The following is a 21,415-nucleotide window of genomic DNA, read 5'->3' on the forward strand; positions in this document are numbered from 1 at the left end:
GTTCTTCCCCTCCCGTCAGCAGGTCGTCCCCGCGCGCGGAACGGCCCTAGCCCTGTCCGAAGAAGCGCCGCTGGGGCGCCCGTATGGCCGCGGGCAGCACGGCCCGCACCCTCAATTCGCTCGTGCCCGGCAGGGCGCGCAGGCGGCGCAGGCTCTCCAGCGTGAGCGCGATGCGCCGACTCTCGGACTGCAGCAGCCAGCGGCGCCCGTCCCGCTCGACTTCCGCCACCAACGGCACCGGCTGGGCCAGGGTGGGCTCGGGCGCGAGATCCGGATCGTCGCCGCCCGGACCGTCGGCCAGGAAGGCCGGATGCCCCGGGTCGGGCTCCCCGACCTCGTCGCCGTCATCGTCGTCGGCCGCCGCCGTCGCGGCCGCCGCCTCGGCGTCCGCCTCGCGCCGGGCCGCCGCCGCCAGGGCCGCATCCGGCAGCATGGCTGCCTGGGCCACCGTCAGGCCGGCCGGCGCCGACGCGGCGGCATGCTCGGCTTCCGGCTCGGGCAGACGCAGGGGGCGCATGGGCGACGGCACGCCGAATTCCGCGAAGAGGGCCCCCAGCTGTTCGAGCCCGGCGCGGCCGGCCTGGTCGAGGTCGACGCGCAGGTAGAGGTCGCGCGTCCACAGGCCGAGCACCTCGTCGATGCGCGTGATGCGGTCGACCACGACCTCGCGCGAGTCGTCGCTGCGCACCTGCACGCGCCCGCCCACGACCACGACCGAGTCCGACTCGATGAGCTCGCGCGTCTGCTCGTACTGCTTGGCGTAGATCGTCAGGGGTACGACGCCGGTGCGGTCCTCGAAGTTGGCCCGGGCGTAGACGCGCTTGTGGCGGTCGCGGTGCTTGGTGTGGCTCGTGATGACCCCGACCAGGTCGACCCACGTGCCCTCGCCGCGGCGATGGCAGGCCGCGCACTCCTCGACGGGCAGGCTGTCGACCACCTCGCGGTACTCCTCGAACGGATGGCCCGAGAGGAAGAAGCCCACCGCCGCCCGCTCCTTGCTCAGTTCGACCAGGGGGTCGAACGGTTCGCAGGGATCGAGGGTCGGCTTGAGCAGGCCGCCGCCACCCCCGCCGCCGCCGAATAGGCTGGCCTGCCCCCCGGCCCGGTCGCGGGCGGCCTTCTGGCCGAAGGCGATGGCCTTGTCGAGGTTCTGCAGGAGCTGGTTGCGGTGCCCCGGCAGGCGATCCATGGCCCCGGCGTTGACCAGGCCCTCGAGCACCTTGCGGTTCACCTTGTGCAGGTCGACGTGCTCGGCCAGGTCGAACAGGTCGGTGAAGTCGCGGCCGAGGTCCTCGCGGCAGGCCGCGATGATGTCGATGGCCCCGGAGCCGACGCCCTTGACCGCCCCCATGCCGAAGACGATCTCGCCGTCGCGCACGCCGAACTCGGCGCGCGGGTGGTTGATGTCCGGCGGGCAGATGCGGATGCCGAGGGCCTTCACCTCGTCGATGAGCTGCGTGATGCGCTCGCTCTTGCGCATCTCGGTGCTCATGGTCGCGGCCATGAACTCGGCCGGATGGTGGGCCTTGAGCCACGCGGTCTGGATCGAGAGCAGGGCGTACGCCGCCGAGTGGCTCTTGTTGAAGCCGTACTGGGCGAAGAACTCCATCTCCTCGTACACCTCGCGCGCGACGGACTCGTCGTAGCCGCGTTCGCGCGCGCCCTCGAGGAACTGGACCTTCAGCTCCGCCATGATGTCGATCTTCTTCTTGCCCATGGCCTTGCGGAGCGTGTCGGCCTGGCCCATGGTGAAGCCGCCCATGGTCGATGCGATCTGCATCACCTGCTCCTGGTACAGGATCACCCCGTAGGTGTCCTTCAGGATGGGCTCGAGCGACGGGTGCTTGTACTCGACCTTCTTGCGGCCGTGCTTGCACTCCACGTACACCTTGTCCATGTCGGCGCCCAGGGGCCCCGGCCGGTACAGGGCGCAGATGGCCGTGATGTCGTCGTAGCAGGTGGGCGCCATCTTGCGCACCAGTTCCTGCATGCCGCTGCTTTCGAGCTGGAAGATGCCGACGGTGCGGCCCTGCTGCAGCAGGCGATAGGTCTCGGCGTCGTCGGTGGGGATCTCCTCCGCCTTCAGCACCTCGCCCGTGGTCTCGGCGATGAGCTTGAGCGCCTTGTCGATGACGGTCAGGGTGCGCAGGCCGAGGAAGTCCATCTTCAGCAGGCCGAGCTTCTCGCTCATGACCATGTCGAACTGGACGGTGATGTCGCCCTTGGTGCTCTTGTACAGGGGCGCGTGCTCGATGAGCGGGCTGGGCGTGATCAGCACGCCGGCGGCGTGGATGCCGGTGTTGCGGTTGAAGCCCTCGAGCACCCGCGCGTTGCGCATGAGCATGGCGTGCTCGGGGCTCTCCTTCTCCACGTCCTTCAGGCCCGGCGCCTCGGCGATGGCCTTCTCCAGGGTGATGCCCACCTCCTCGGGCACGAGTTTGGAGATGCGGTCGCTGTCGGCGAAGCTGAACTCGAGTACGCGGGCGACGTCCTTGATCACCGCACGGGCCGCCATGGTGCCGAAGGTGATGATCTGGCTGACGTTCTCGCGGCCGTACTTGCGCGCCACGTACTCGATGATCTCGCCGCGCTTCTCGTAGCAGAAGTCGACGTCGATGTCCGGCATCGAGATGCGTTCGGGATTGAGGAAGCGCTCGAACAGGAGCTGATGCCGGATCGGATCGATGTCGGTGATGCCCATGCAGTAGCACACGAGCGAACCCGCCGCCGAGCCGCGTCCCGGGCCCACCGGGATGTTCATGCGCCGGGCGGCGTCGATGAAGTCCCACACGATCAGGAAGTAGCCGGCGTAGCCCGTCTGCTCGATGATGCCCAGCTCGTAGGTCAGGCGTTCCTCGAGCTCCGGGGTGATGGCGCCGTAGCGCCGCTCGAGCCCCGCGCGCGCCAGATGGGCCACGTAGGCGTCGGGCGTGGCGAAGCCCGCGGGCAGGGGGAACTCGGGCAGCAACAGCTTGTCGAGCTCCATCTCGAAGTCGATCATGTCGGCCACGCGCAGGGTGTTCTCCACCGCCTCGGGCCAGTCCTGGAAGAGCTTCAGCATCTCCTCGGTCGACTTGAAGTACACCTCGGGCGTGTTGCTGCGCCAGCGGTTCGGGTCGTTGAAGGTCTTGCCCGTCTGCAGGGCCATCAGGATGTCGTGGGCCTCGTGGTGCGACCGCTCGAGGAAGTGGCAGTCGTTGGTGGCGATGATGCGGCAGCCGGTGGCCTCGGCCACCTGCGGCATGAGCTGCCGGATGCGCGCCTCCTCCTCGATGCCGTGGTTCTGGATCTCGAGGAAGTAGTTGTCGCGGCCGAGGATGTCCCGGTAGGCGCTGGCGGCCTCGATGGCCGCCTTCACGTTGCCCGAGCGCAGATGGAAGTTGGGCTCGCCGCTCATGCAGGCGGTCAGGCCGACGATGCCCTCGCTGTGCTGCGCGAGCAGCTCGCGGTCGATGCGCGGCCGGTAGTAGAAGCCCTCGAGGAAGCCGAGCGAGCTGAGCCGGACCAGGTTGGCGTAGCCCGTGGCGTTGCGCGCGAGCAGCACCATGTGGTAGCTGCGGTTGCTCTTGTCGGCGGTGCGGCAGTGCCGGTCGGCGGTGACGTAGGCCTCCATGCCGATGATCGGCTTGATGCCCTCCTTGCGGCAGTTCAGGTAGAACTCGACCGCCCCGAACATGTTGCCGTGGTCGGTGAGGGCCAGGGCCGGCTGCCCGTACTCGGCCGCGCGCCGGGCCATGTCCCTGGTCTTCATGGCGCCGTCGAGCAGCGAGAAGTCCGAGTGGTTGTGCAGGTGCACGAAGTTGGTGGGGGCGGCAGCGGGCATGGTCGTCGTTCGGTGTCCGTGGTTGCAGGTCCGGGGTCGGGCCGCCGGGCGGCGGCCGGAGTCGGTACAATAGCAGGTTCGCCGCGCCCTCTCAACCGGGGGCCGGGCAGCGGCCCGGCGCCGGCGCCGTCATTCGGTCAGAATCACCCGGATCTCGGCTTCGGCGCGGTGTCCGGCCCGGTCCGCGACGCCGATCTCCAGCCGGTGCGGGCCGGCCGGAAGGTCGTCCGGGAAGGCCACGAGCAGACGGTCCCGCGGCGGGTCCGGCTCGACGATCAGCGGCCGGCCGTCCAGCCGCACGTCGAGGGTCGCCAGGTCGAGTCCTTCGCCGCGGTCGAACACGGGCACGGGCAGCACCTGCCAGCGCGGCCCCGTCACGCCGGGCACGCCCGTCGGCGCGGCGGGCTCCACGGACACCAGGTCGGGTCCGGGCGCGAAACGCGGCGGCGCCACGTCGGCGAACGCCGCGTAGAGTCCCGGCGACCCGATGCGCACCCGGGCCTCGGGTTCGTCGGCGCGGGGCCAGGTCTCGACGAAGTCCCACTCGCGGCCGTCCCAGCGGTAGAGGCCGCGCGAGGCGGACCCGGCCACCGCCGGCGTCCCGTCCTCGCCGGTCACCGGATCACCGCCCGCCGGCAGCGCGGCCCGCGGCAGGGTCACCGGCAGCGACGCCTCGATGGGCCACGCCGCCGCCACGAACTCCCGGGCCGAACCGAGCGCCGCCAGGCCCTGGTCGGCCGCGGCCAGCCGCTGCAGGCTGTCCAGCTCCGCGGGCTGGGCGTAGACGACCAGCGGCGCCTGCACCGGGTCGCCGTCGCCCGGCCGGAACTCCAGCCGCCGCAGACCGGGCACCGCCGCGAAGACGGCCGGCTCCGGCGTGTCGAAGAAGGGGGTCACGCGGATGGCCGCGCTCGAGTCGGGCGTCGCGATGCGCAGCGCGTCGGGCACGGCCCGCCAGGCGGGCTCCGCCCCGCCGGTCCCGTCTCCGGCGCCGGCATCGGCGCCCACGACCAGGTCGAACTCCAGTTCCGTCGCGTTCCCCGCCGCATCGACCGCACGCAGCCGCACCCGGTGCGCCCCCGCGGCCAGCCCCTCGCCCTGGGGTCCCAGGAACCAGAGCTGTCCGCTGCGCCCCCGCAGGTCGTTGGCCGGATGCCGGTGCAGCCAGCGCTCGCGCACGCCGGGCACGTCGACCCACTCCAGGCGCTGCCGCGCGTTCTCCCCGAAATCGAAGCCTTCGTTGCGGCACGCGTACACCACCTGCTCGTCGACCCGCAGTTCGATCAGCGACGGCTCCAGCCGATGGGCCCGGACGTCGGCCTGCTCGACGATGCGCGCGCTCAGGGCCACCGGACCGGCGACCCGCAGGGCAGGCTGGACCCCGGTCAGGCCGTCGGCGCCTTCCAGGAGGCGGACCGCCGACGCGCCCTCCAGCCGGGCCGCGTCCGTCACCGGCCAGGCCCGCACGGCGACGATGCGCGGGGCGATCGTGTCCGGCACGGCGAAGCCCACCAGCTGGGGGTCGACCGGCCGGTTGTCGGCGTCGCGCACCTCGAAATGGAGGTGCGGCCCGCCGGTGCCGCTCTGGCCCGTCAGGCCCAGCACGTCGCCGCGGCGCACCCGGATCTCGTCGCGGCGGAACTCGAGCCGGACCCGGTACTGGCCGCTGCGGGCCCGCCGCGCCTCGACCCGGCCGCGCAGCTCGTCGTTGAAGCGCTCGAGATGGGCGTACACGTAGGTGCGGCCCGAATCGCCGCGCAGGTAGACCGCGCGGCCGTACGCCGTCGGGGTCGCCCGCACGCGGACGATCCACCCGTCCTCCACGGCCCGGGCCGGAAATCCCGTGACCGTCTGGGTCTTGAGGTCGAGACCCGCGTGGAAGCGACCGGGGCGGTACTCCATGAAGTTGCTGGTGAGGTAGCGCGTGGGCAGATCCAGGGGCCAGCGCGGGTCCGGCGACGGCGTCGGCTCGGCGGCGCGCGCGGCGGTCGGCAGGGCCAGAAGGAGAACGAGGGCCAGCAGGGGGCCGGGCTGCCCGGGGCGACGGATGCGGATCATGGGCTCAACTCCGTTTGCGGGGTGCGATTCCGTGCCGCCAAACTACAGGCACAATCGGACGGCGACAAGCGGCGGGTTTGGGTGTACGCTGTGGGGGAGGATGGAACCTCGCAGCTCCCACAAGGAATGTCCCGCCTGGGCCGGAGCCCTCCCCCCCGACCTCGCGGGCGAACCACCGGAGGGCGTCCATGGCTGAAAACACGGCCCACTGGATCGACGACATCGACGGACTGAATCTCCCCCCCAGGCGCACCTTCCTTCTCGACACGAACGTGCTCATCCACGACGCCGACTGCCTGAAGGCCTTCGAGGACAACAACCTCGTCCTGACCGTCGACGTCCTGGAAGAGCTCGACCGCTTCAAGCGCGGCAACGACGAGAAGGGCCGCAACGCCCGCCGCGTGATCCGGACCATCGACTCGCTGCGCGACGGGCAGCCCCTGAGCCAGGGCGTGCCCTTGCCCGGGGGCGGCCAGCTCTTCATCCTCGTCAAGAACTTCAACGAGTTCCTGCCCAAGGGCATGGACCGCACCATCACCGACAACCGCATCCTCGGCGCGGCCTGCGCCATGGTCAAGGCGGGCGTCGAGACGGTCTTCGTCACCAAGGACATCAACGCCCGCGTCAAGGCCGACGCCCTCGGCATCAAGGCCGAGGACTACCTGAACCGCGTGGTCAACTTCGACGAGCTCTACACCGGCTGGAGCGAACACGACGTCGACGACGGCCAGATCAACGACTTCTACAACGGCCTGCCCCTGGCCCTCGAGGCCGCCCTCTGCCCCAACGAGGGCGTGCTGCTCAAGGCCCGCGGCAACCCCAAGCACACGGCCCGCGGCATCTTCCGCGCCGAGAGCAATCTGGTCGAGCCGCTCAAGTTCGGCGACAGCCACCCCTGGGGCCTGACCGCCCGCAACCTGCAGCAGCATTTCGCCCTCGAACTGCTCATGCGGCCGGACGTGCGGCTTGTAACCATGCTCGGCCAGGCGGGCACGGGCAAGACCCTGCTGGCCCTGGCCGTCGGCCTGCAGATGGTGGCCGAGGAGAAGCGCTACCGGCGCATCATGGTCTCGCGGCCGATCATGCCCCTGGGCAACGACATCGGCTACCTGCCGGGCACGAAGGACGAGAAGCTGACCAGTTGGATGCAGCCCGTCACCGACAACCTGCAGTTCCTGGTCGACCCCAAGCTCGAGCACAGCGGCGACAAGGTGCAGTACCTGTACGACACGGGCGTGGTCGAGGCCGAGGCCGTGACCTACATCCGCGGCCGCAGCCTGCCCAAGGTCTTCATCATCATCGACGAGGCCCAGAACCTCACGCCCCACGAGGTCAAGACGGTGGTCAGCCGGGCGGGCGAGGACGCCAAGGTGGTGCTCACCGGCGACGCCTACCAGATCGACAACCCGTACCTCGACTCGTCGTCCAACGGCCTGACGTACGTGGTCGAGCGGTTCAAGAACCACCCGATCCACGGCCACATCACCCTGGCCAAGAGCGAACGCTCGGAGCTGGCGAGCCTGGCCGCCGAGCTGCTCTAGCCGTCCAGCCCCGCAACGCGGGAGCCCGGCGCTGCGGCGCCGGGCTCCTTTTTTTTCCGGAGGCTTGCCGCCCCGCCGCCGCCGCGCGTCCGCGTCGGCGCTCAGCCCCCCGCCTTCTCCGTCTCCTCGGCCCGGCGCTGACCTTCCTCCAGGAGGAATTGGCGCAGCTGGCCGAGCAGGCAGGCGTTGGCCCGCTTCACGGCCCTGGTCAGGTGCTCGTTGACGAGTTGCTGGTCCTCCCGCGCCGTCGGCGTCAGGTACTTGTTCTCGTCGACTTCGCCGAGGCACGCCTTCTGCCAGACGATGTCGCCGTCGTTGTCGCGCAGGGTCAGCCGCACGTCGACCTCGGCGATGTTGCGCGTCGGCACCGGGATGGCCGCGATGGCCACCGCGCCGAGGACCGCGGCCAGCTTGGCGCGGTCACTGCCGTCCTCGCCGAGAGCGACGCCGGCGCCCGCCCCGATGGCCCCGGTGAGCAGGAACGCCGCCGGGGAGCGCTCGAGCCGACAGGCCATGGAGAACAGATCGGCCGAGAGCGTGTACTCGGCCTGGGCCCGCAGGGGCACGAGCTCGAGCATGTGGGTCTGGGCCAGGTCCTTGGCCAGGGCTTCGCCGTACACCTGGGTCGCCGGCACCTCCCACGCCTCGTCCTTGGGATAGACGATGGTGAAGAAATGCCCCTGGCCCTGGCGCTGCTCGGGGGGCCGCATGTCCGTCACGGCGTCGATGTACACCGCCGGCATCTTCAGGTTGCGGAGCTGGAAGTCGAGGGCTTCGTCGGGATAGACGAACACGATCTTGTCGGCGCCGCCGCACGCGCCGAGGCCCAGCAGGACCGGCAGGAGCAGGACCGCCGGCAACAGGCGGCGCGAGACGGAGGAAGAGGCTCGGTGCATGGCTTCTCCGGGTCGGGGTTGGCCGGGGCCCCCGCGGGACCCGCATGGTCTCAATCTAGGGTCTGGCCCGGCGCGGGGCCAGCCCGCTCACGCCGGATCGTCGGCGCGCCGCCCCAGCCGCAGCACCAGGACCGTCACGACGAGGGCCCCGAGTCCGAGCGAGATCCAGGGCGACACGCCGTAGCCCACGGGCAGGTACCCCACCAGGGCGGCGACGGCCGCGATGCTCAGGGCGTACGGGAGCTGCGTGCGCACGTGGTCCACGTGGTCGGAGCCCGTGGCCAGGGACGACAGGATCGTCGTGTCGGAAATGGGCGAGCAGTGGTCCCCGAAGACGGCGCCGGCCAGGACGGCGCTCACCGAGGCCAGGTGGATGTGGGTCGCCGTGACCGGGTCGAGCCCGGCGTCCACCGGCAGCTGCAGGCCCAGCTGGTAGACGATCGGCATCAGGATGCCCATGGTGCCCCAGCTGGTGCCGGTGGCGAAGCTCACCGCCGCCGCCAGCACGAACACCAGGATCGGCAGCAGCCGCGCCGAGAGCCCGCCGCGCGCCGCCTCGATCAGGAAGTCGGCCGTCCCCAGGGCGTCGCACACCGCGCTCAGCGACCACGCCAGCAGCAGGATCGCGATGGCCACGACCATGGACTTCGCGCCCTCGACGAAGGCGTCCAGGGCGTCGGCCAGATCGTGCCGGCGGGTGGCGGTGGTCAGGGCGATGGCGAGGCCGGCCCCGGCCAGCGCGGCCCACATGAGCACCGCGAAGCTGTCGGCGTTGTCCAGGGCCTCGCGCACCCCCGGCGCCGCGATGCCCTTGGCCGACGCCGCGGCGCGCCCGTTCAGGTACAGCCCCAGCGCCGTGGTCACGATGACCGCCAGGATCGGCACCCCGGCCACCAGCGGATGCACCGGATCGTCGCCCGACGCCGCCGCGGCCACCGGCGCGTCGCTGGCCGGTTTGGCCCCCGGTCGCAGGACGTGCCCCTCGTGCAGGGCGCGGCGCTCGGCCCGCAGCATGGGCCCGAAGTCGCGGCCGCTCAGGGCGACCAGGTACACCATCAGCAGCGTCAGCAGCGGGTAGAAGCTGTAGGGGATCGTCTCGAGGAAGAAGGTGTAGGCGCGGCTGCCCTGGTCGAGCTTGGCCATGGCCTCCTGGATCAGGCCGACCTCGAAGCCGATCCAGGTCGAGATGATGGCCACGGTCGTGACCGGCGCCGCGGTGCTGTCGACCAGCCAGGCCAGCTTCTCGCGCGAGATGCGCAGGCGGTCGGTCAGCGGCCGCATCGTCGCGCCCACCAGCAGGGTGTTGGCGTAGTCGTCGAAGAAGATCACCGTGCCCATGGCCGCCGTGGCGGTCTGGCCGCCGCGCCGTCCGCCCACGCGGGCGCTGAGCCAGTGCACGATGCCCTCGGTGGCGCCACTGCGCGAGAGCACCCCGACCATGCCCCCGAGGATGGCCGTGAACATGAGGATCGCGGCATGGTCGTGGTCGGCCAGGGCGTCGACGAGGTGCGTATCGCCCACGCGGAGCAGCGCCGTCAGGGGATTGCCCTCGAGGATGACGACCCCGGTGAACAGGCCCAGGAAGAGGGCCGGCAGCACCTCGCGCTTCCACAGGGCCAGCCCGATCGCCAGCACCGGCGGCACCACCGACAGCCAGCCGTGGTGGGCGGCGGCCGCCGCCTCGGCTTCCGGCGCCCCGAAGGCCGCGCCGGCCAGCCCTGTCAGGGCGGCCGCGACGGCGCCGACGCCGAGCCAGGACAGGGTTCCGCGCAGACGGCTACGCATCGGGCGCCCCGCTCTCGTCGCGGGCCCAGGCCAGGTAGGCCGCGTCGACGTGGTCGGCCGACCACGCCACCACCTGCGGCACGTCGAAGGGGTGCTGCAGCTTCAGCTCCCCGACGAAGAGCTCGTAGCGGGCGGGCAGCACCTTGAAGACCACCGCCACCTCCTCGGCGCGCTCGAGCGTTCCCTGCCAGCGGTAGAAGGAGACCAGATCGGCGCCCACCTGGGCGCACACGGCCAGGCCGGCGTCGACCAGCAGGCGCGCCGCCGCCTCGGCCGGTTCGCGCCCGGGGAAGGTCGTCATCACCACGCGCAGATCGTCAGCCACGGCCCACCTCCCGTGCGGTCGCCGCGAGGATCGCCAGCATCTCCCCGTGCAGCCCCGGCGCCGCGGCCAGGATGTCGCTGAAGTGCAGGGGCCCGGCCACGCCGTCGTGCCCCGTCACCACGGCCCCCGCCTCGCGGGCGATCAGGGTGCCGGCGGCCGTGTCCCAGGGCCGCAGCCGCGTCTCCCAGTAGCCGTCGAGCTTGCCGGCCGCCACGTGCACCAGATCCACCGCCGCGCTGCCCGCGCGCCGGACCCCGTGGCAGCGCCGCTTCAGGAAGGCCGCCACGCGCCCGGTGGCCAGATCCACCTCGTCGTCGCGCACGTAGGGGAAGCCCGTGGCCAGCAGCGCCGCGTCGAGGGCCACCGGCGCGCGCCGGGCCAGGGAGGCGCGCGTACCGTGCCGCGGCCGCTCGCCCACCGCACCGCCCGCCCGGTGGGCCAGGTAGAGCTCGTCGAGATAGGGAGCGTAGACCAGGCCGAGAGCCAGGCCGTCGGCGTCGGCGCAGGCGATGCTCACGGCGAAGACCGGATGCCCGTGGGCGTAGTTCGTGGTGCCGTCGAGGGGGTCGATGTACCAGGTGCGGCCCGAGCCGCCCTCCCGATGCCCCCCTTCCTCGGCCTGCACCGTGTCGTCGGGGAAGTGGCGGGCGATCCCGGCCACCAGCATCTCCTCCACGCGGCCGTCCAGCTCGGTGACCAGTTCGGTGGCCTGCTTGGCGGCCACGGTCCCCACATGCCCCATGCTGTCCAACAGCAGGGCGCCGGCCGCCAGGGCCAGTTCGCGCACGGGAAGGAGCTGCTCGGACAGGTTGTCGGACATGGGGATCGGCTCTCCGGCTGGTGTCGGGACGGCGGGCGAACCGGGGCATCATACGGGAGCCCCCGCCCCACCTCAACCGCCAATCGCCGCGCCCCCGGCCGCCCCGGCAGGGGGTTGACTTCCCGCCCTTTGGCCTTAGCTTTTGGTCCGGAAGACCTGAACCCCGAACGCCACGGCGGCGACCCGCGCGACGGGCCCGCAGGAAGGTGCGTCATGAAAGAGAAGATCCAGGCCGTGCTCGACGAGATCCGGCCCGCGCTGCAGGCCGACGGCGGCGATGTCGAGTTCATCGACTACAACGACGGCATCGTCACCGTGCGCATGCAGGGCGCGTGCGGCAGCTGCCCCATGAGCATCATGACCCTCAAGCAGGGCATCGAGGCGCGCATGAAGGAGCGCATCCCCGAGGTCGTGGCGGTCGAGCAGATCTGACCCGCCCCGCCCCGAGAACAGGACGGCGACCCCGGCGGGTCGCCGTCTTCGTTTCGCGCGCCGCGCCGGCCGCCTCAGGATCCCGCCAGCACCTCGATCTTCACGTCGGTCAGCCCGGCCCGGACGAAGTCCAGTTCCTCGGCCGCCCGCCGGCTCAGGTCGATGATGCGGCCCTCCACGAAGGGCCCCCGGTCGTTGATGCGGACGACCACCGCCCGCCGGTTGACCAGGTTGGTGACCCGGACCCGGGTCCCGAACGGCAGGGTGCGGTGCGCGGCGGTGAGCAGGTCCTGGCGGAAGGTCTCGCCGCTGGCCGTGAGCCGCCCCTCGAAGCGGTCGGCGTAGAAGCTGGCCTGCCCCGTCTGCACGTCGCCGAAGCCGCCGATCTCGGCCGGATGCCGGCTCGAGGCCGCGCAGCCGCCGAGGGCGCCCGCCAACACGAGCACGGGCACGACCCCGGCCATCGTCAACCGCGACCTCCGCATGCCTCCTCCTAGTCCCGCGCCGGCCGCGTGAACAGCCAGGCGCCGTCGTTCGGCGGCTCGGACGCCGCCTCCCAGCCCGCCTCCCCGAAGCCGAGCAGGTCGGCGGGCCGGCGGACCTTCCGGGTGAAGATCCAGCGCACCATGGCGCCCCGCGCCATCTTGGCGTACACCGGCGCCGTCTTGAGGCGCCCGTCGGACAGGGTCTCCTTGAAGACCGGCGACACCACCGGACCGCGCAGCGCCCCGACGTCCAGGGCCTTCGTGTACTCCTGCGCGGCCAGGTCCAGCACGGGTTCGCCCTCGCCCAGGCGTTCGTTCAGGGCCGCCGTCAGGCGCGGCCGCCACCAGGCGGTCAACGACGCGGCGCGCGGCGGGCGGAACCGGCTGCCCATCTCGAGGCGGTACGCGGCCACGAGGTCGCACGGGCGCAGCAGGCCGTACAGCCCCGACAGGATCACCAGCCGCGCCTGGGCGTCGCGCCGGGCGGCGGCCGTCCATTCCCCGGGCGCCACGTGCTTGTAGACGAGGCCGGTGAAGGCGAAGAGGGCCGGGGCCCGCGGTTCGTCCGCTGCGCCCCAGCGGGCGAGCATCGCGCGGGTCTCGTCGACCAGCCGGGGCCCGAGACCCATCTGCCGGGCCAGGTCGCGGGGGCCGAGGCGGGCCAGCCGGGCCGCGAGGTCGGCGGCCTCGGCCGCGAACGCGGGTTCGGTGGGCGACAGGCGCGCCGGGACCGGCGCGTCCGGATCCATGGTCTTGGTGCTGTTGAGCAGGACGAGCACGGTGCGGGCTCCTCGCGGGTACGGCCGGCGGCGGCAGGACTGGGGACCGGCATCTTACCCGACGGGCGCCGGGGTGCAACCCCTATCGGGCCGCGCGGGTGGCCGGCACGGGCGCCGGGACCAGGTCCAGGGCGAGGGTGAAGGTGCTGCCCTGGCCGGGCGCGCTCGCGACGCGGATCCGCCCCTGCATCAGGTCGACGATGGCCCCGGCGATGGCCAGGCCCAGGCCCGCCCCGCCGTAGCTGCGGGAGAAGCCCTCCTCGGCCTGCATGAAGCGAGTGAAGAGACGGTCCACCACGTCGGGCTCCATGCCGATCCCGTCGTCGCGGACGGAGATCTCGAGACGCCGCGTGTCCGGGGCGGCACCGCCCGACGCGGTGCCCGACGCGGTGTCCGACGCCGTGTCCGCCGCCCTGGCCGCGAGCTCCACCGACCCGCCTGGCGCGAACTTCACGGCGTTGCCCCCCAGGTGCAGCAGGGCCTTCTGGAGCAGGGCCGCGTCGCCCAGGAGGCAGAGATCGTCCGCGTGGTCCACCGCGACGTGCAAGGTCACGCCCGCCGCGGCCGCCGCCGGACCGAGCTGCCGCGCGACCTCCTGCAGCACCACCCGCGGCAGGAACGGCCGCTGCACCGGCGCGACCCGCCCGGCCTCCATTTCGGAATAGTCGAGGATGTTCGTGATCAGCCGCAGCAGGTTGTCCGCCGAGGTGCCCACCATGCCCACGCAGCGATCCTGCCGCGGGTCCAGGGTGGTCCGTTCGAGCAGGCTGGCCGCGGCGATGATGCCGTTCAGGGGCGTGCGGAGTTCGTGGCTCATGGTCGCCAGGAAGCGGCTCTTGGCCCGATTCGCCTCCTCGGCTTCCCCCCGGGCCGCCTCGAGGTCGGTCTCGCGCGCGGCGATGCGCTCGCGCATGGCGGCGAACGAGGCCACCAGACCGCCGATCTCGTCGGGACCCGCCGCCGGCAACGCGCCGTCCCGCCGTCCGGCCGCCAGCTCCCGCGCCGCCGCCTGCAGTTCCCGCGCCGGCCGGATCACCGCCAGATCGACGAAGGCGGCCACCACCAGGAAGGCGAGCAGCGAACTGACCATCACCATGAGCACCACGTAGCGGTCCTGGCGCACCTGCGGCGCCGTGGCCCCGGCCAGATCCAGCCGCAGGGCCAGGGTTCCGAGCAGGGCCCCGTCGTTCGCGATGGGGCAGTCCACCGCCACCACGCCCGGGTCCGCCGTCGGCGCGGGCGCCCGCAGGGGGTACAGGCGCCGCCCCTGCGGATCGACCAGCTCGAGCCCGCGCCACAGGGGGTGCCGCGCCTCGAGCACCCGGAAGGTCTCGTGGATCGCCGCGTACTGGCGCTGCAGGATGTAGGTGCTGATGCTCTCGCCGAGGGTCTGCAGGTGCGAACGCGTCTGGGCCAGGGTCGTCTGCTCGGCGGCGGCGCGGGCGGCGGGTTGCCAGACCGCCTCCACGTAGACGAGCTGCACCACGAAGAGGGCCGCCAGCAGGCCCAGCACGCGCGGCCGCAACGACCGCATCCGCGAGCAGCGATGCGGGGAGCCGGCGGCCAGGTCGTTCGGCGTCGCGGACACGGGCCACCGTCCTATTCGACGTAGAATTCTTCGAGATGGAGTTCGCGCAGGGGCGCGTAGTCCTCGCCGCTCGCCGCCACAGCCTCGCCGATGGGCACGTCCTTCAGCAGCGCCCGCCCGGTTTCGGTCTCGTTCAGGGCGAGGAACGCCGCCCGCACGGCGGCCCGGACCTCGGCCGGCACCCGCGGGTGCGCCACGACCGGATGCGGCGGACAGCGCCGCGTCTCGTACAGGACCCGCAGGGCGTCGCGCACGTCGGGCTCCTGGCGTTTCAGGGTGCCCATGACCCCGCCGGCGGCGGCCGACACGCCCAGGACCACATTCATGTAGGACGAGGTGTGCGTCTGGGCGTAGGTCGCCCTGAAGTCGAGTCCGAACCGGCGCGTCAGCTCCGCCCGCATGAGCAGCGACGCCCCCAGCGCGTTGGGCGCCGGAAAGGCGATCTCCTGGCCGGCCAGGTCCGCCACCTCCCGGTAGGGGCTGTCCTCCCGCACGACGAGGACCCCGAAGAGTTCGCGTGAGCCGTCGCGCACGAGGGGCTCGTAGCCCTGGCTCTCCATGGCCACCAGCGCGTGGTAGGGGTTCATGTAGGCGAAATCGAACTCGCCGGCCTGGAAGCTCTTCTCGAAGACCGGAATGCGCGCCGACCCGGCCATCTCCAGGGTCACGCCGGACCGCGCCGACACCTCGGCCAGGATCGGTCCCCAGATCTCGGCCAGCCGCCGCGCCTCGAACTGGGGTACCACCCCGAACGAGTACGTCTCGCCGGCGCTGGCGCGGGGTCCCGGCAGGAGGATCATCAGGAGCAGGACCGCCGGCCAGGGCAGGCCACGTCGGCGGGAGGGGCAGTGCGGCAGCATGGGAACGTCTCCGATCGGTGCGGTGGTCCGGGGCGGGCCGCTGCCCGCCCCCCCCCGCAGATCGGCGTTCATGCAGGAATCTTTAGCCGCTACTCCTCCGAAATGCCGGCCCAGGTGCGCAGGAGGCGGTGGTCGTCCGTGGTCAGGCGCCCTTCCGGATGGACGAGGACGTAGAACGGCGGCGGCATTTCCGATTGCTTCACCGCCTGCCAGATCTTGCGCTGGGCCTCTTCCTGCTCGCGCAGGCCGAGCTGGTTCCAGGTCGAGAAGTTGAGCTCGGCCCGGGCCTCTTTGATGTCGTGGGCCACCAGCCAGGACACCGGCGCCACCTTCCCGTACCAGGGAATCCGCGATTCGTGGGAATGGCAGTCGAAGCAGGCCCGGCGCAGCACGTCCTCCACGGGCCGCGGCGCCGCCAGCGGTCCGCCGGCCGGCGGATTCACCAGATCGACGGGCACGAACTGGGCCGCCCCCAGCAGGACGATGGTGATGACGAAGAGCTGCCTGAGGGTGATCGTGACGCGCATGGTCGCCTCCCTGCTCGAGCGGCGCGGCGTCTTCCCGTCCCGGACGGGCCCGCGCCGCGCACCTGCCGTGCGGCCCGCGCCGCACTTCATGCTTTCGGCGAGGTTTCGGCCGCAACACGTTGTCCCTGTAGAAAAAACAGCCCCGACATGCATCGGGGCTGTCTTCAGGTTCCGCGTGCGGGCCGCCTGCTCCGCATCGCTCCGCGGCGATCCGCCGGCCAGGGCCTAGAAGCGGATCTGCCGGAAGATGATCAGCGCCATCCGGTGGAAGGCGTCCGGCACGACCCCCAGGACGATGATGATCAGGGCCAGCACGCTGGACATCATCACCGACACCATCTCCCGGCCGGCGTAGCTGTCCTCGGCCGGCTCCTTCATGTACATGACCACCAGCAGGCGCAGGTAGTAGTAGACCGAGATCAGCGAGTTGATGACGCCGATGATGGCCAGCGGGATCAGCCCCGCCTCCACCACCGCCGAGAAGAGATAGAACTTGGCCATGAACCCGACCATGGGCGGAATGCCCGCCAGCGAGAGCAGGGCCACCGCCAGGGTGGCGGCCGCCACGGGCTGGGTGCGGCTCAGGCCCGCGAAACGGCTGATGTCCGTCGCCTCGTCGCCCTGCCCCCGGCCCAGGATGTTGATGATGCCGAAGGCGGCCAGGTTCATCAGGCTGTACCCGATCAGGTAGAAGAGCATGGCCGAGCCGGCCGACTCGCCGATGGCCTGGCTCGACATCATGGCCTGCGAGCCGCCCTGGGTGGGCGAGAGCAGGGCCAGGATGCCCAGCATGAGGTAGCCGGCGTGGGCCACGCTCGACCAGGCCAGCATGCGCTTGATGTTGCTCTGGGCCAGGGCCACCAGGTTGCCCATGCTCATGGTGAGCACGGCCAGGGCGGCCAGGACCGGGTACCAGGCGAAGCCCAGCTGCGGCTGCATGAGGATGGCGAAGCGGATCAGGATGGCGAAGCCGGCCGCCTTGATGCCCGTGGCCATGAAGCCGGTGACGTAGCTGGGCGCGCCGTCGTACACGTCCGGCGTCCACATGTGGAACGGCACCAGGGCCACCTTGAAGCCGAAGCCCACCAGCATCAGGCCGGTGCCCAGGCCCACCAGCAGGTGGTCGGGCTGGCCGGCGGTCATGGCCCGCGCGATGTCGGCGAAGCCGGTGCCGCCGGCGAAGCCGTAGATCAGGGCCATGCCCATGAGCAGGAAGGCCGACGAGAAGCCGCCCAGGATGAGGTACTTGAAGCCGGCTTCGGAGCTGCGCACGTCGCCGCGCACGCCGCCGACCATGATGTACGTGGCCAGGCTCATGGTCTCCAGGCCGAGGAAGACGGCCATCAGGTCGTTGGCCGCGGCCAGCACCATCATGCCCAGGATCGTGAACAGCAGCAGCGGGTAGAATTCGGGCCGGTAGCGGCCGTCGCGGTCGAAGATGCCGGTGGCGAAGATCGTGGTCACGACGCCGATCGCCGCGAAGACGAAGTTGAAGAAGCGCGTGAAGTCGCTGGCCAGCAGCATGCCGCTCAGCAGGGGTCCGTCGCTCTTCTCGCCGATGAACTGCAGCAGCACCGCCACCGAGAGCACCAGGATGGTCAGGTAGCTGAGGTGGTCCTTCTTCAGGGTCCGCACGAAGGCGTCGAAGAGCATCACCAGCAGGCCGCCGCAGGCCACCACCAGATAGGGCAGCAGCGCCCCCGTCTCGGCCGCGAGATTCGTCACCTGGAATTCGTTCATCACTGACCTTCCGTGTCCCGGATCACGAAGCCCGGGTTCGAAGCCGACGTTTCACCGGTGTGCAGGGCGTGCTGGCCCGGCTGCGCGAAGGGCGCCATGACCTTGTCGATGCTGGGACCGAGGCGATCCAGCACCAGGCCCGGCTGCACCCCCAGCCAGAACATGAACACCACGAGAGGCACCAGCACGACCATCTCGCGCAGGCTCAGGTCGGGCAGGCCCTCGTTCTTCTCGTTGCTGCGCTTGCCGAGGAAGACCCGCTGGTACATCCACAGCATGTAGATGGCGCCGAGCACCACGCCCGTGGCCGCGAGCACGGCGAGCAGGCGTCCGTGCAGGGCCTGGGAGCTGAAGGTGCCGAAGAGGATCATGAACTCGCCCACGAAGCCGGCCAGGCCGGGCAGGCCGATGCTGGCCAGGGTCGCGATCATGAAGAAGACGGCGTACAGCGGCATGCCGTGGGCCAGGCCGCCGAACTCGGCGATCTCGCGGGTGTGGCGCCGCTCGTAGATGACGCCCACCAGGAGGAAGAGCGCGCCGGTGCTCAAGCCGTGGGCCAGCATCTGGAAGATGCCGCCGGCGACGCCGGTCTGCGAGAGCGAGAACAGGCCCAGCACCACGAAGCCGAGGTGGCTGACCGACGAGTAGGCCACGAGCTTCTTGACGTCCGGTTGCACCAGGGCCACCAGGGCGCCGTAGATGATGCCGATCACCGCCAGGGTGTTGATCAGCGGCGCGAAGTGGGCCACGCCTTCCGGGAACAGGGGCATGGCGAAGCGCAGCATGCCGTAGGTGCCCATCTTCAGCAGCACGCCGGCCAGGATGACCGAGCCCGCGGTGGGCGCCTCGACGTGGGCGTCCGGCAGCCAGGTGTGCAGCGGAAAGAGCGGCACCTTGATGGCGAAGGCCAGGAAGAACGCGGCGAAGAGCCACAGCTGGGCGCCGCGCGCGATCTCCAGGTTCAAGAAGTCGGTCAGGTTCATGCTGCCGGCCTGGAAGTACAGCCAGATGATGCCCACCAGCATGAAGACCGAGCCCACCATGGTGAAGATGAAGAACTTCACCGCCGCGTAGATGCGCCGCTGCCCGCCCCAGATGCCGATGATGAAGTACATCGGGATCAGCATGGCTTCCCAGAAGACGTAGAACAGCAGCATGTCCCGGGCGAAGAAGGTGCCCAGCATGGCCGCCTGCAGGAAGAGCACGAAGCCCAGGAAGTTGCTCACGCGGTCGGTCACGGCCTTCCAGGTGGACAGGATCACCAGGGGCCCGAGGAAGGTGGTCAGCATCACCAGCACGAGGCTGATGCCGTCCATCCCCAGGTGGTAGGAGATCCTGCCGTTGAAGAGCCAGGCCACCCGTTCGACGAACTGGTCGTCCCCGCGGCCCGCATCGAAGTGGAACCACAGGTGCAGCGACAGCACGAAGTCGGCGATCGCCACCGCGAGGGCGAAGAGTCGGGCCTGCGCCTCCCACCTGACCACGGTCCACAGCAGCAGCGCGCCGACCAGGGGCAGGAACGTGACCCAACTCAGGATGTGATCCGTAATGAACGACAAACCAGCGTCCTCCTAGCCCGAGAAACTGAGGTACAGGACGAAGACCGTGACCCCGATGGTGAACGACCACGCGTAGAAGCGGATCATCCCGTTCTGGAACAGCCGCAGCACCGAACCCAGCACGGCCACGGCCAGGGCCGAGCCGTTGACCAGCAGGCCGTCGATGAGCCCGGCGTCGACGCTCTTCCACAGCACCGTCCTGCTCAGCCAGTAGCCCGGCCGGATGAAGGCGCCCTCGTAGGCCTCGTCGACGTAGTACTTGTTGAGCAGCACCTTGTGGGGCCAGCCGCCCCCCATCTTCTGGAACGTCTCGGCCACGCCCACGCGCCTGGCGTAGACCAGGTAGCCGAGCAGCAGGCCCAGGATCCCCCAGGCCAGCGAGGCCCCGGCCAGGATCCACTCCATGGTGGTGTCGTGGGCGCCGTGGGCCGCCTCGCCGCCATGGGCGGGCGCCGCATGGCCGTCGTCGTGCCCGGCCGCGGTGGCCGCCATGGCGCCAGCGTCGTGACCGGTCGGCGCGTGGGCATCCGCGGCGTGGTCGCCGGCCGCCTGCTCGTCCGCGGCATGGGTCTCGGCGGCAGGATTCTCCGCGGAATGGGTCTCCGCGGCCGGGGTCTCCGCCCCGTGCGCGTCCACCAGGTGCGCGCCGGCCCCGTGGGCGTCGGGCGCCACCTCGTGGCGGGCGAAGACCGGCTCGAGCCACTGCTCGAAGTGGGCGCCGCCGCCCATGAAGTGCGGGATGCCGACCCAGCCGCCGACCACCGACAGCACCGCCAGGATCACCAGCGGCATCGTCATCGTCGCGGGCGACTCGTGGATGTGGTGCTTCACCTCGGCGCTGGCCCGGTTCTCGCCGAAGAAGGTCAGCACGACCAGCCGCATCATGTAGAAGGCCGTCAGGCCCGCGCCCAGGAAGCCCAGGGCCCACAGCAACGTGTTGCCGCTGCTCCAGGTCTTCCACAGGATCTCGTCCTTGGAGAAGAAGCCGGCCAGCGGGAAGATCCCGGCCAGGGCCAGGGTGCCGACCATGAAGGTCGCGAAGGTGACGGGCAGCTTCTTCCGCAGCCCGCCCATGACCCGCATGTCCTGCTCGTCGCTCATAGCGTGGATCACCGAGCCGGAACCGAGGAAGAGCAGGGCCTTGAAGAAGGCGTGGGTCATGACGTGGAAGATGCCCATGGCGAAGGCGCCGACACCGCAGGCGAGCATCATGTAGCCCAGCTGCGAGACGGTCGAGTAGGCCAGCACCTTCTTGATGTCGTTCTGGGTCAGGGCGATGGTCGCGGCGAAGATCGCCGTCACCGCGCCCACCACCGCGACGACGTTCATGGCCGTCGGCGCCAGCACGAAGAGGAAGTTCATGCGCGCGATCATGTAGACGCCCGCCGTGACCATGGTCGCCGCGTGGATCAGGGCCGACACGGGGGTCGGGCCCGCCATGGCGTCGGGCAGCCAGATGTAGAGCGGGATCTGGGCCGACTTGCCCGTGGCGCCCACGAAGAGCAGCAGGCAGATCAGGGTCGCGGCCGGAGCCAGCGTGCCGGCGTGGGCCTGCAGCACCCGGAAGCTCAGCAGCCCCTCGCCCACGCCCAGGTGCGGCAGCAGGGTGGCGCCGATGACGAACATGCCCAGCAGGAAGCCGAAGTCGCCGATGCGGTTCACCACGAAGGCCTTCTTGCCGGCCGCCGCGTTGGCCTCCTCGCCGAACCAGAAGCTGATCAGCAGGTACGAGCACAGCCCGACGCCCTCCCAGCCCACGAAGAGCATCAGGAGGTTCTCCCCCAGCACCAGCGTCATCATGGCGAAGATGAACAGGTTCAGGTAGGTGAAGAAGCGGGGAAAGCCCTTGTCGTGGGACATGTAGCCCAGCGAGTAGATGTGGATCAGGAAGCCGACGCCCGTGACCACCAGCGCCATGACGCCGCTGAGCGGGTCCATGGCGAAGCCGAGGTCGACCTGCAGGTTGCCGAAGCCGATCCAGGTCGTCACGATGTCGTTGACGAAGCGGGCCTCGGCGGGCATCCCCGCCAGCCGCAGGAAGACCGTCAGCGACAGGGCGAAACTGATCCCGACCGCGGCGCAGGCCAGCAGTCCGGCCACCTGGCGGGGCAGCCGGCGGTTCAGCAGACCGTTCACCGCCGCCCCCAGCAGGGGCACCAGCACGATCCATCTGAGCAACATTTCCGTCGTGTGGCTC

At 70.9% G+C, this 21,415-nt stretch carries 16 protein-coding genes; 2 read left to right on the forward strand and 14 right to left on the reverse strand.

Annotated features, from left to right (window positions below; genetic code table 11):
- Positions 1 to 46 precede the first annotated feature (46 nt).
- Positions 47 to 3,823, reverse strand: a complete 3,777-nt coding sequence (gene dnaE, locus KDM41_03255) for a DNA polymerase III subunit alpha (GenBank protein MCB1182425.1) — start codon at positions 3,821 to 3,823, stop codon at positions 47 to 49.
- Positions 3,824 to 3,952: 129 nt separating this feature from the next.
- Positions 3,953 to 5,881 (reverse strand): hypothetical protein, encoded by a 1,929-nt coding sequence (locus KDM41_03260; GenBank protein MCB1182426.1) that lies wholly within the window; start codon positions 5,879 to 5,881, stop codon positions 3,953 to 3,955.
- A gap of 188 nt (positions 5,882 to 6,069) precedes the next feature.
- On the opposite strand from KDM41_03260, the gene KDM41_03265 reads away from it, so the two are divergent.
- Complete coding sequence (locus KDM41_03265) at positions 6,070 to 7,422, forward strand: PhoH family protein (GenBank protein ID MCB1182427.1); 1,353 nt, start codon at positions 6,070 to 6,072, stop codon at positions 7,420 to 7,422.
- 101 nt (positions 7,423 to 7,523) lie between these two features.
- On the opposite strand, the gene KDM41_03270 is transcribed toward KDM41_03265, so the two are convergent.
- The 4 genes from KDM41_03270 to KDM41_03285 form a co-directional block, all read right to left on the reverse strand.
- The gene (locus KDM41_03270; GenBank protein ID MCB1182428.1) at positions 7,524 to 8,318 is read right to left on the reverse strand and encodes a hypothetical protein; all 795 of its coding nucleotides are present in this window, start codon (positions 8,316 to 8,318) and stop codon (positions 7,524 to 7,526) included.
- An 87-nt stretch (positions 8,319 to 8,405) separates the two neighbouring features.
- Positions 8,406 to 10,103: a Na+/H+ antiporter NhaC family protein gene (locus KDM41_03275; GenBank protein ID MCB1182429.1), complete on the reverse strand. Its 1,698-nt coding sequence runs from the start codon at positions 10,101 to 10,103 to the stop codon at positions 8,406 to 8,408.
- Positions 10,096 to 10,428: a divalent-cation tolerance protein CutA gene (locus tag KDM41_03280; protein MCB1182430.1), complete on the reverse strand. Its 333-nt coding sequence runs from the start codon at positions 10,426 to 10,428 to the stop codon at positions 10,096 to 10,098. The genes KDM41_03275 and KDM41_03280 overlap by 8 nt, the downstream gene beginning before the upstream one ends.
- The gene (locus KDM41_03285) at positions 10,421 to 11,248 is read right to left on the reverse strand and encodes an inositol monophosphatase (protein ID MCB1182431.1); all 828 of its coding nucleotides are present in this window, start codon (positions 11,246 to 11,248) and stop codon (positions 10,421 to 10,423) included. The genes KDM41_03280 and KDM41_03285 overlap by 8 nt, the downstream gene beginning before the upstream one ends.
- A gap of 213 nt (positions 11,249 to 11,461) precedes the next feature.
- Between KDM41_03285 and KDM41_03290 the strand changes: the two genes are divergently transcribed.
- Positions 11,462 to 11,680, forward strand: a complete 219-nt coding sequence (locus tag KDM41_03290) for a NifU family protein (GenBank protein ID MCB1182432.1) — start codon at positions 11,462 to 11,464, stop codon at positions 11,678 to 11,680.
- A 74-nt stretch (positions 11,681 to 11,754) separates the two neighbouring features.
- Here KDM41_03290 and KDM41_03295 read toward each other — a convergent pair whose 3' ends face one another.
- From KDM41_03295 to nuoL, 8 genes are all read right to left on the reverse strand, one after another.
- Entirely contained in the window at positions 11,755 to 12,144 is a 390-nt protein-coding gene (locus KDM41_03295; protein MCB1182433.1) for a septal ring lytic transglycosylase RlpA family protein, read from the reverse strand.
- Positions 12,145 to 12,173: 29 nt separating this feature from the next.
- Positions 12,174 to 12,944, reverse strand: coding sequence for a YaaA family protein (locus KDM41_03300; GenBank protein ID MCB1182434.1), 771 nt, complete (start codon positions 12,942 to 12,944; stop codon positions 12,174 to 12,176).
- An 82-nt stretch (positions 12,945 to 13,026) separates the two neighbouring features.
- Positions 13,027 to 14,532 (reverse strand): HAMP domain-containing histidine kinase, encoded by a 1,506-nt coding sequence (locus tag KDM41_03305; GenBank protein MCB1182435.1) that lies wholly within the window; start codon positions 14,530 to 14,532, stop codon positions 13,027 to 13,029.
- An 11-nt stretch (positions 14,533 to 14,543) separates the two neighbouring features.
- The gene (locus tag KDM41_03310; GenBank protein MCB1182436.1) at positions 14,544 to 15,392 is read right to left on the reverse strand and encodes a phosphate/phosphite/phosphonate ABC transporter substrate-binding protein; all 849 of its coding nucleotides are present in this window, start codon (positions 15,390 to 15,392) and stop codon (positions 14,544 to 14,546) included.
- A gap of 89 nt (positions 15,393 to 15,481) precedes the next feature.
- Positions 15,482 to 15,919 carry a heme-binding domain-containing protein gene (locus KDM41_03315; protein MCB1182437.1) on the reverse strand — a complete coding sequence of 146 codons (438 nt, stop codon included), beginning with the start codon at positions 15,917 to 15,919 and terminating at the stop codon, positions 15,482 to 15,484.
- Between the two features lie 225 nt (positions 15,920 to 16,144).
- Positions 16,145 to 17,659, reverse strand: coding sequence for an NADH-quinone oxidoreductase subunit N (locus tag KDM41_03320; protein ID MCB1182438.1), 1,515 nt, complete (start codon positions 17,657 to 17,659; stop codon positions 16,145 to 16,147).
- A complete protein-coding gene (locus tag KDM41_03325) occupies positions 17,659 to 19,209 on the reverse strand; it encodes an NADH-quinone oxidoreductase subunit M (protein ID MCB1182439.1) in 1,551 nt (516 codons plus the stop codon). Before KDM41_03325 ends, KDM41_03320 begins: the two co-directional genes overlap by 1 nt.
- Positions 19,210 to 19,230: 21 nt before the next feature.
- Positions 19,231 to 21,399 carry an NADH-quinone oxidoreductase subunit L gene (gene nuoL / locus KDM41_03330; protein ID MCB1182440.1) on the reverse strand — a complete coding sequence of 723 codons (2,169 nt, stop codon included), beginning with the start codon at positions 21,397 to 21,399 and terminating at the stop codon, positions 19,231 to 19,233.
- Positions 21,400 to 21,415: the final 16 nt, after the last annotated feature.

This window comes from bacterium (assembly GCA_020440705.1).
Taxonomy (GTDB): Bacteria; Krumholzibacteriota; Krumholzibacteriia; order LZORAL124-64-63; family LZORAL124-64-63; genus JAGRNP01.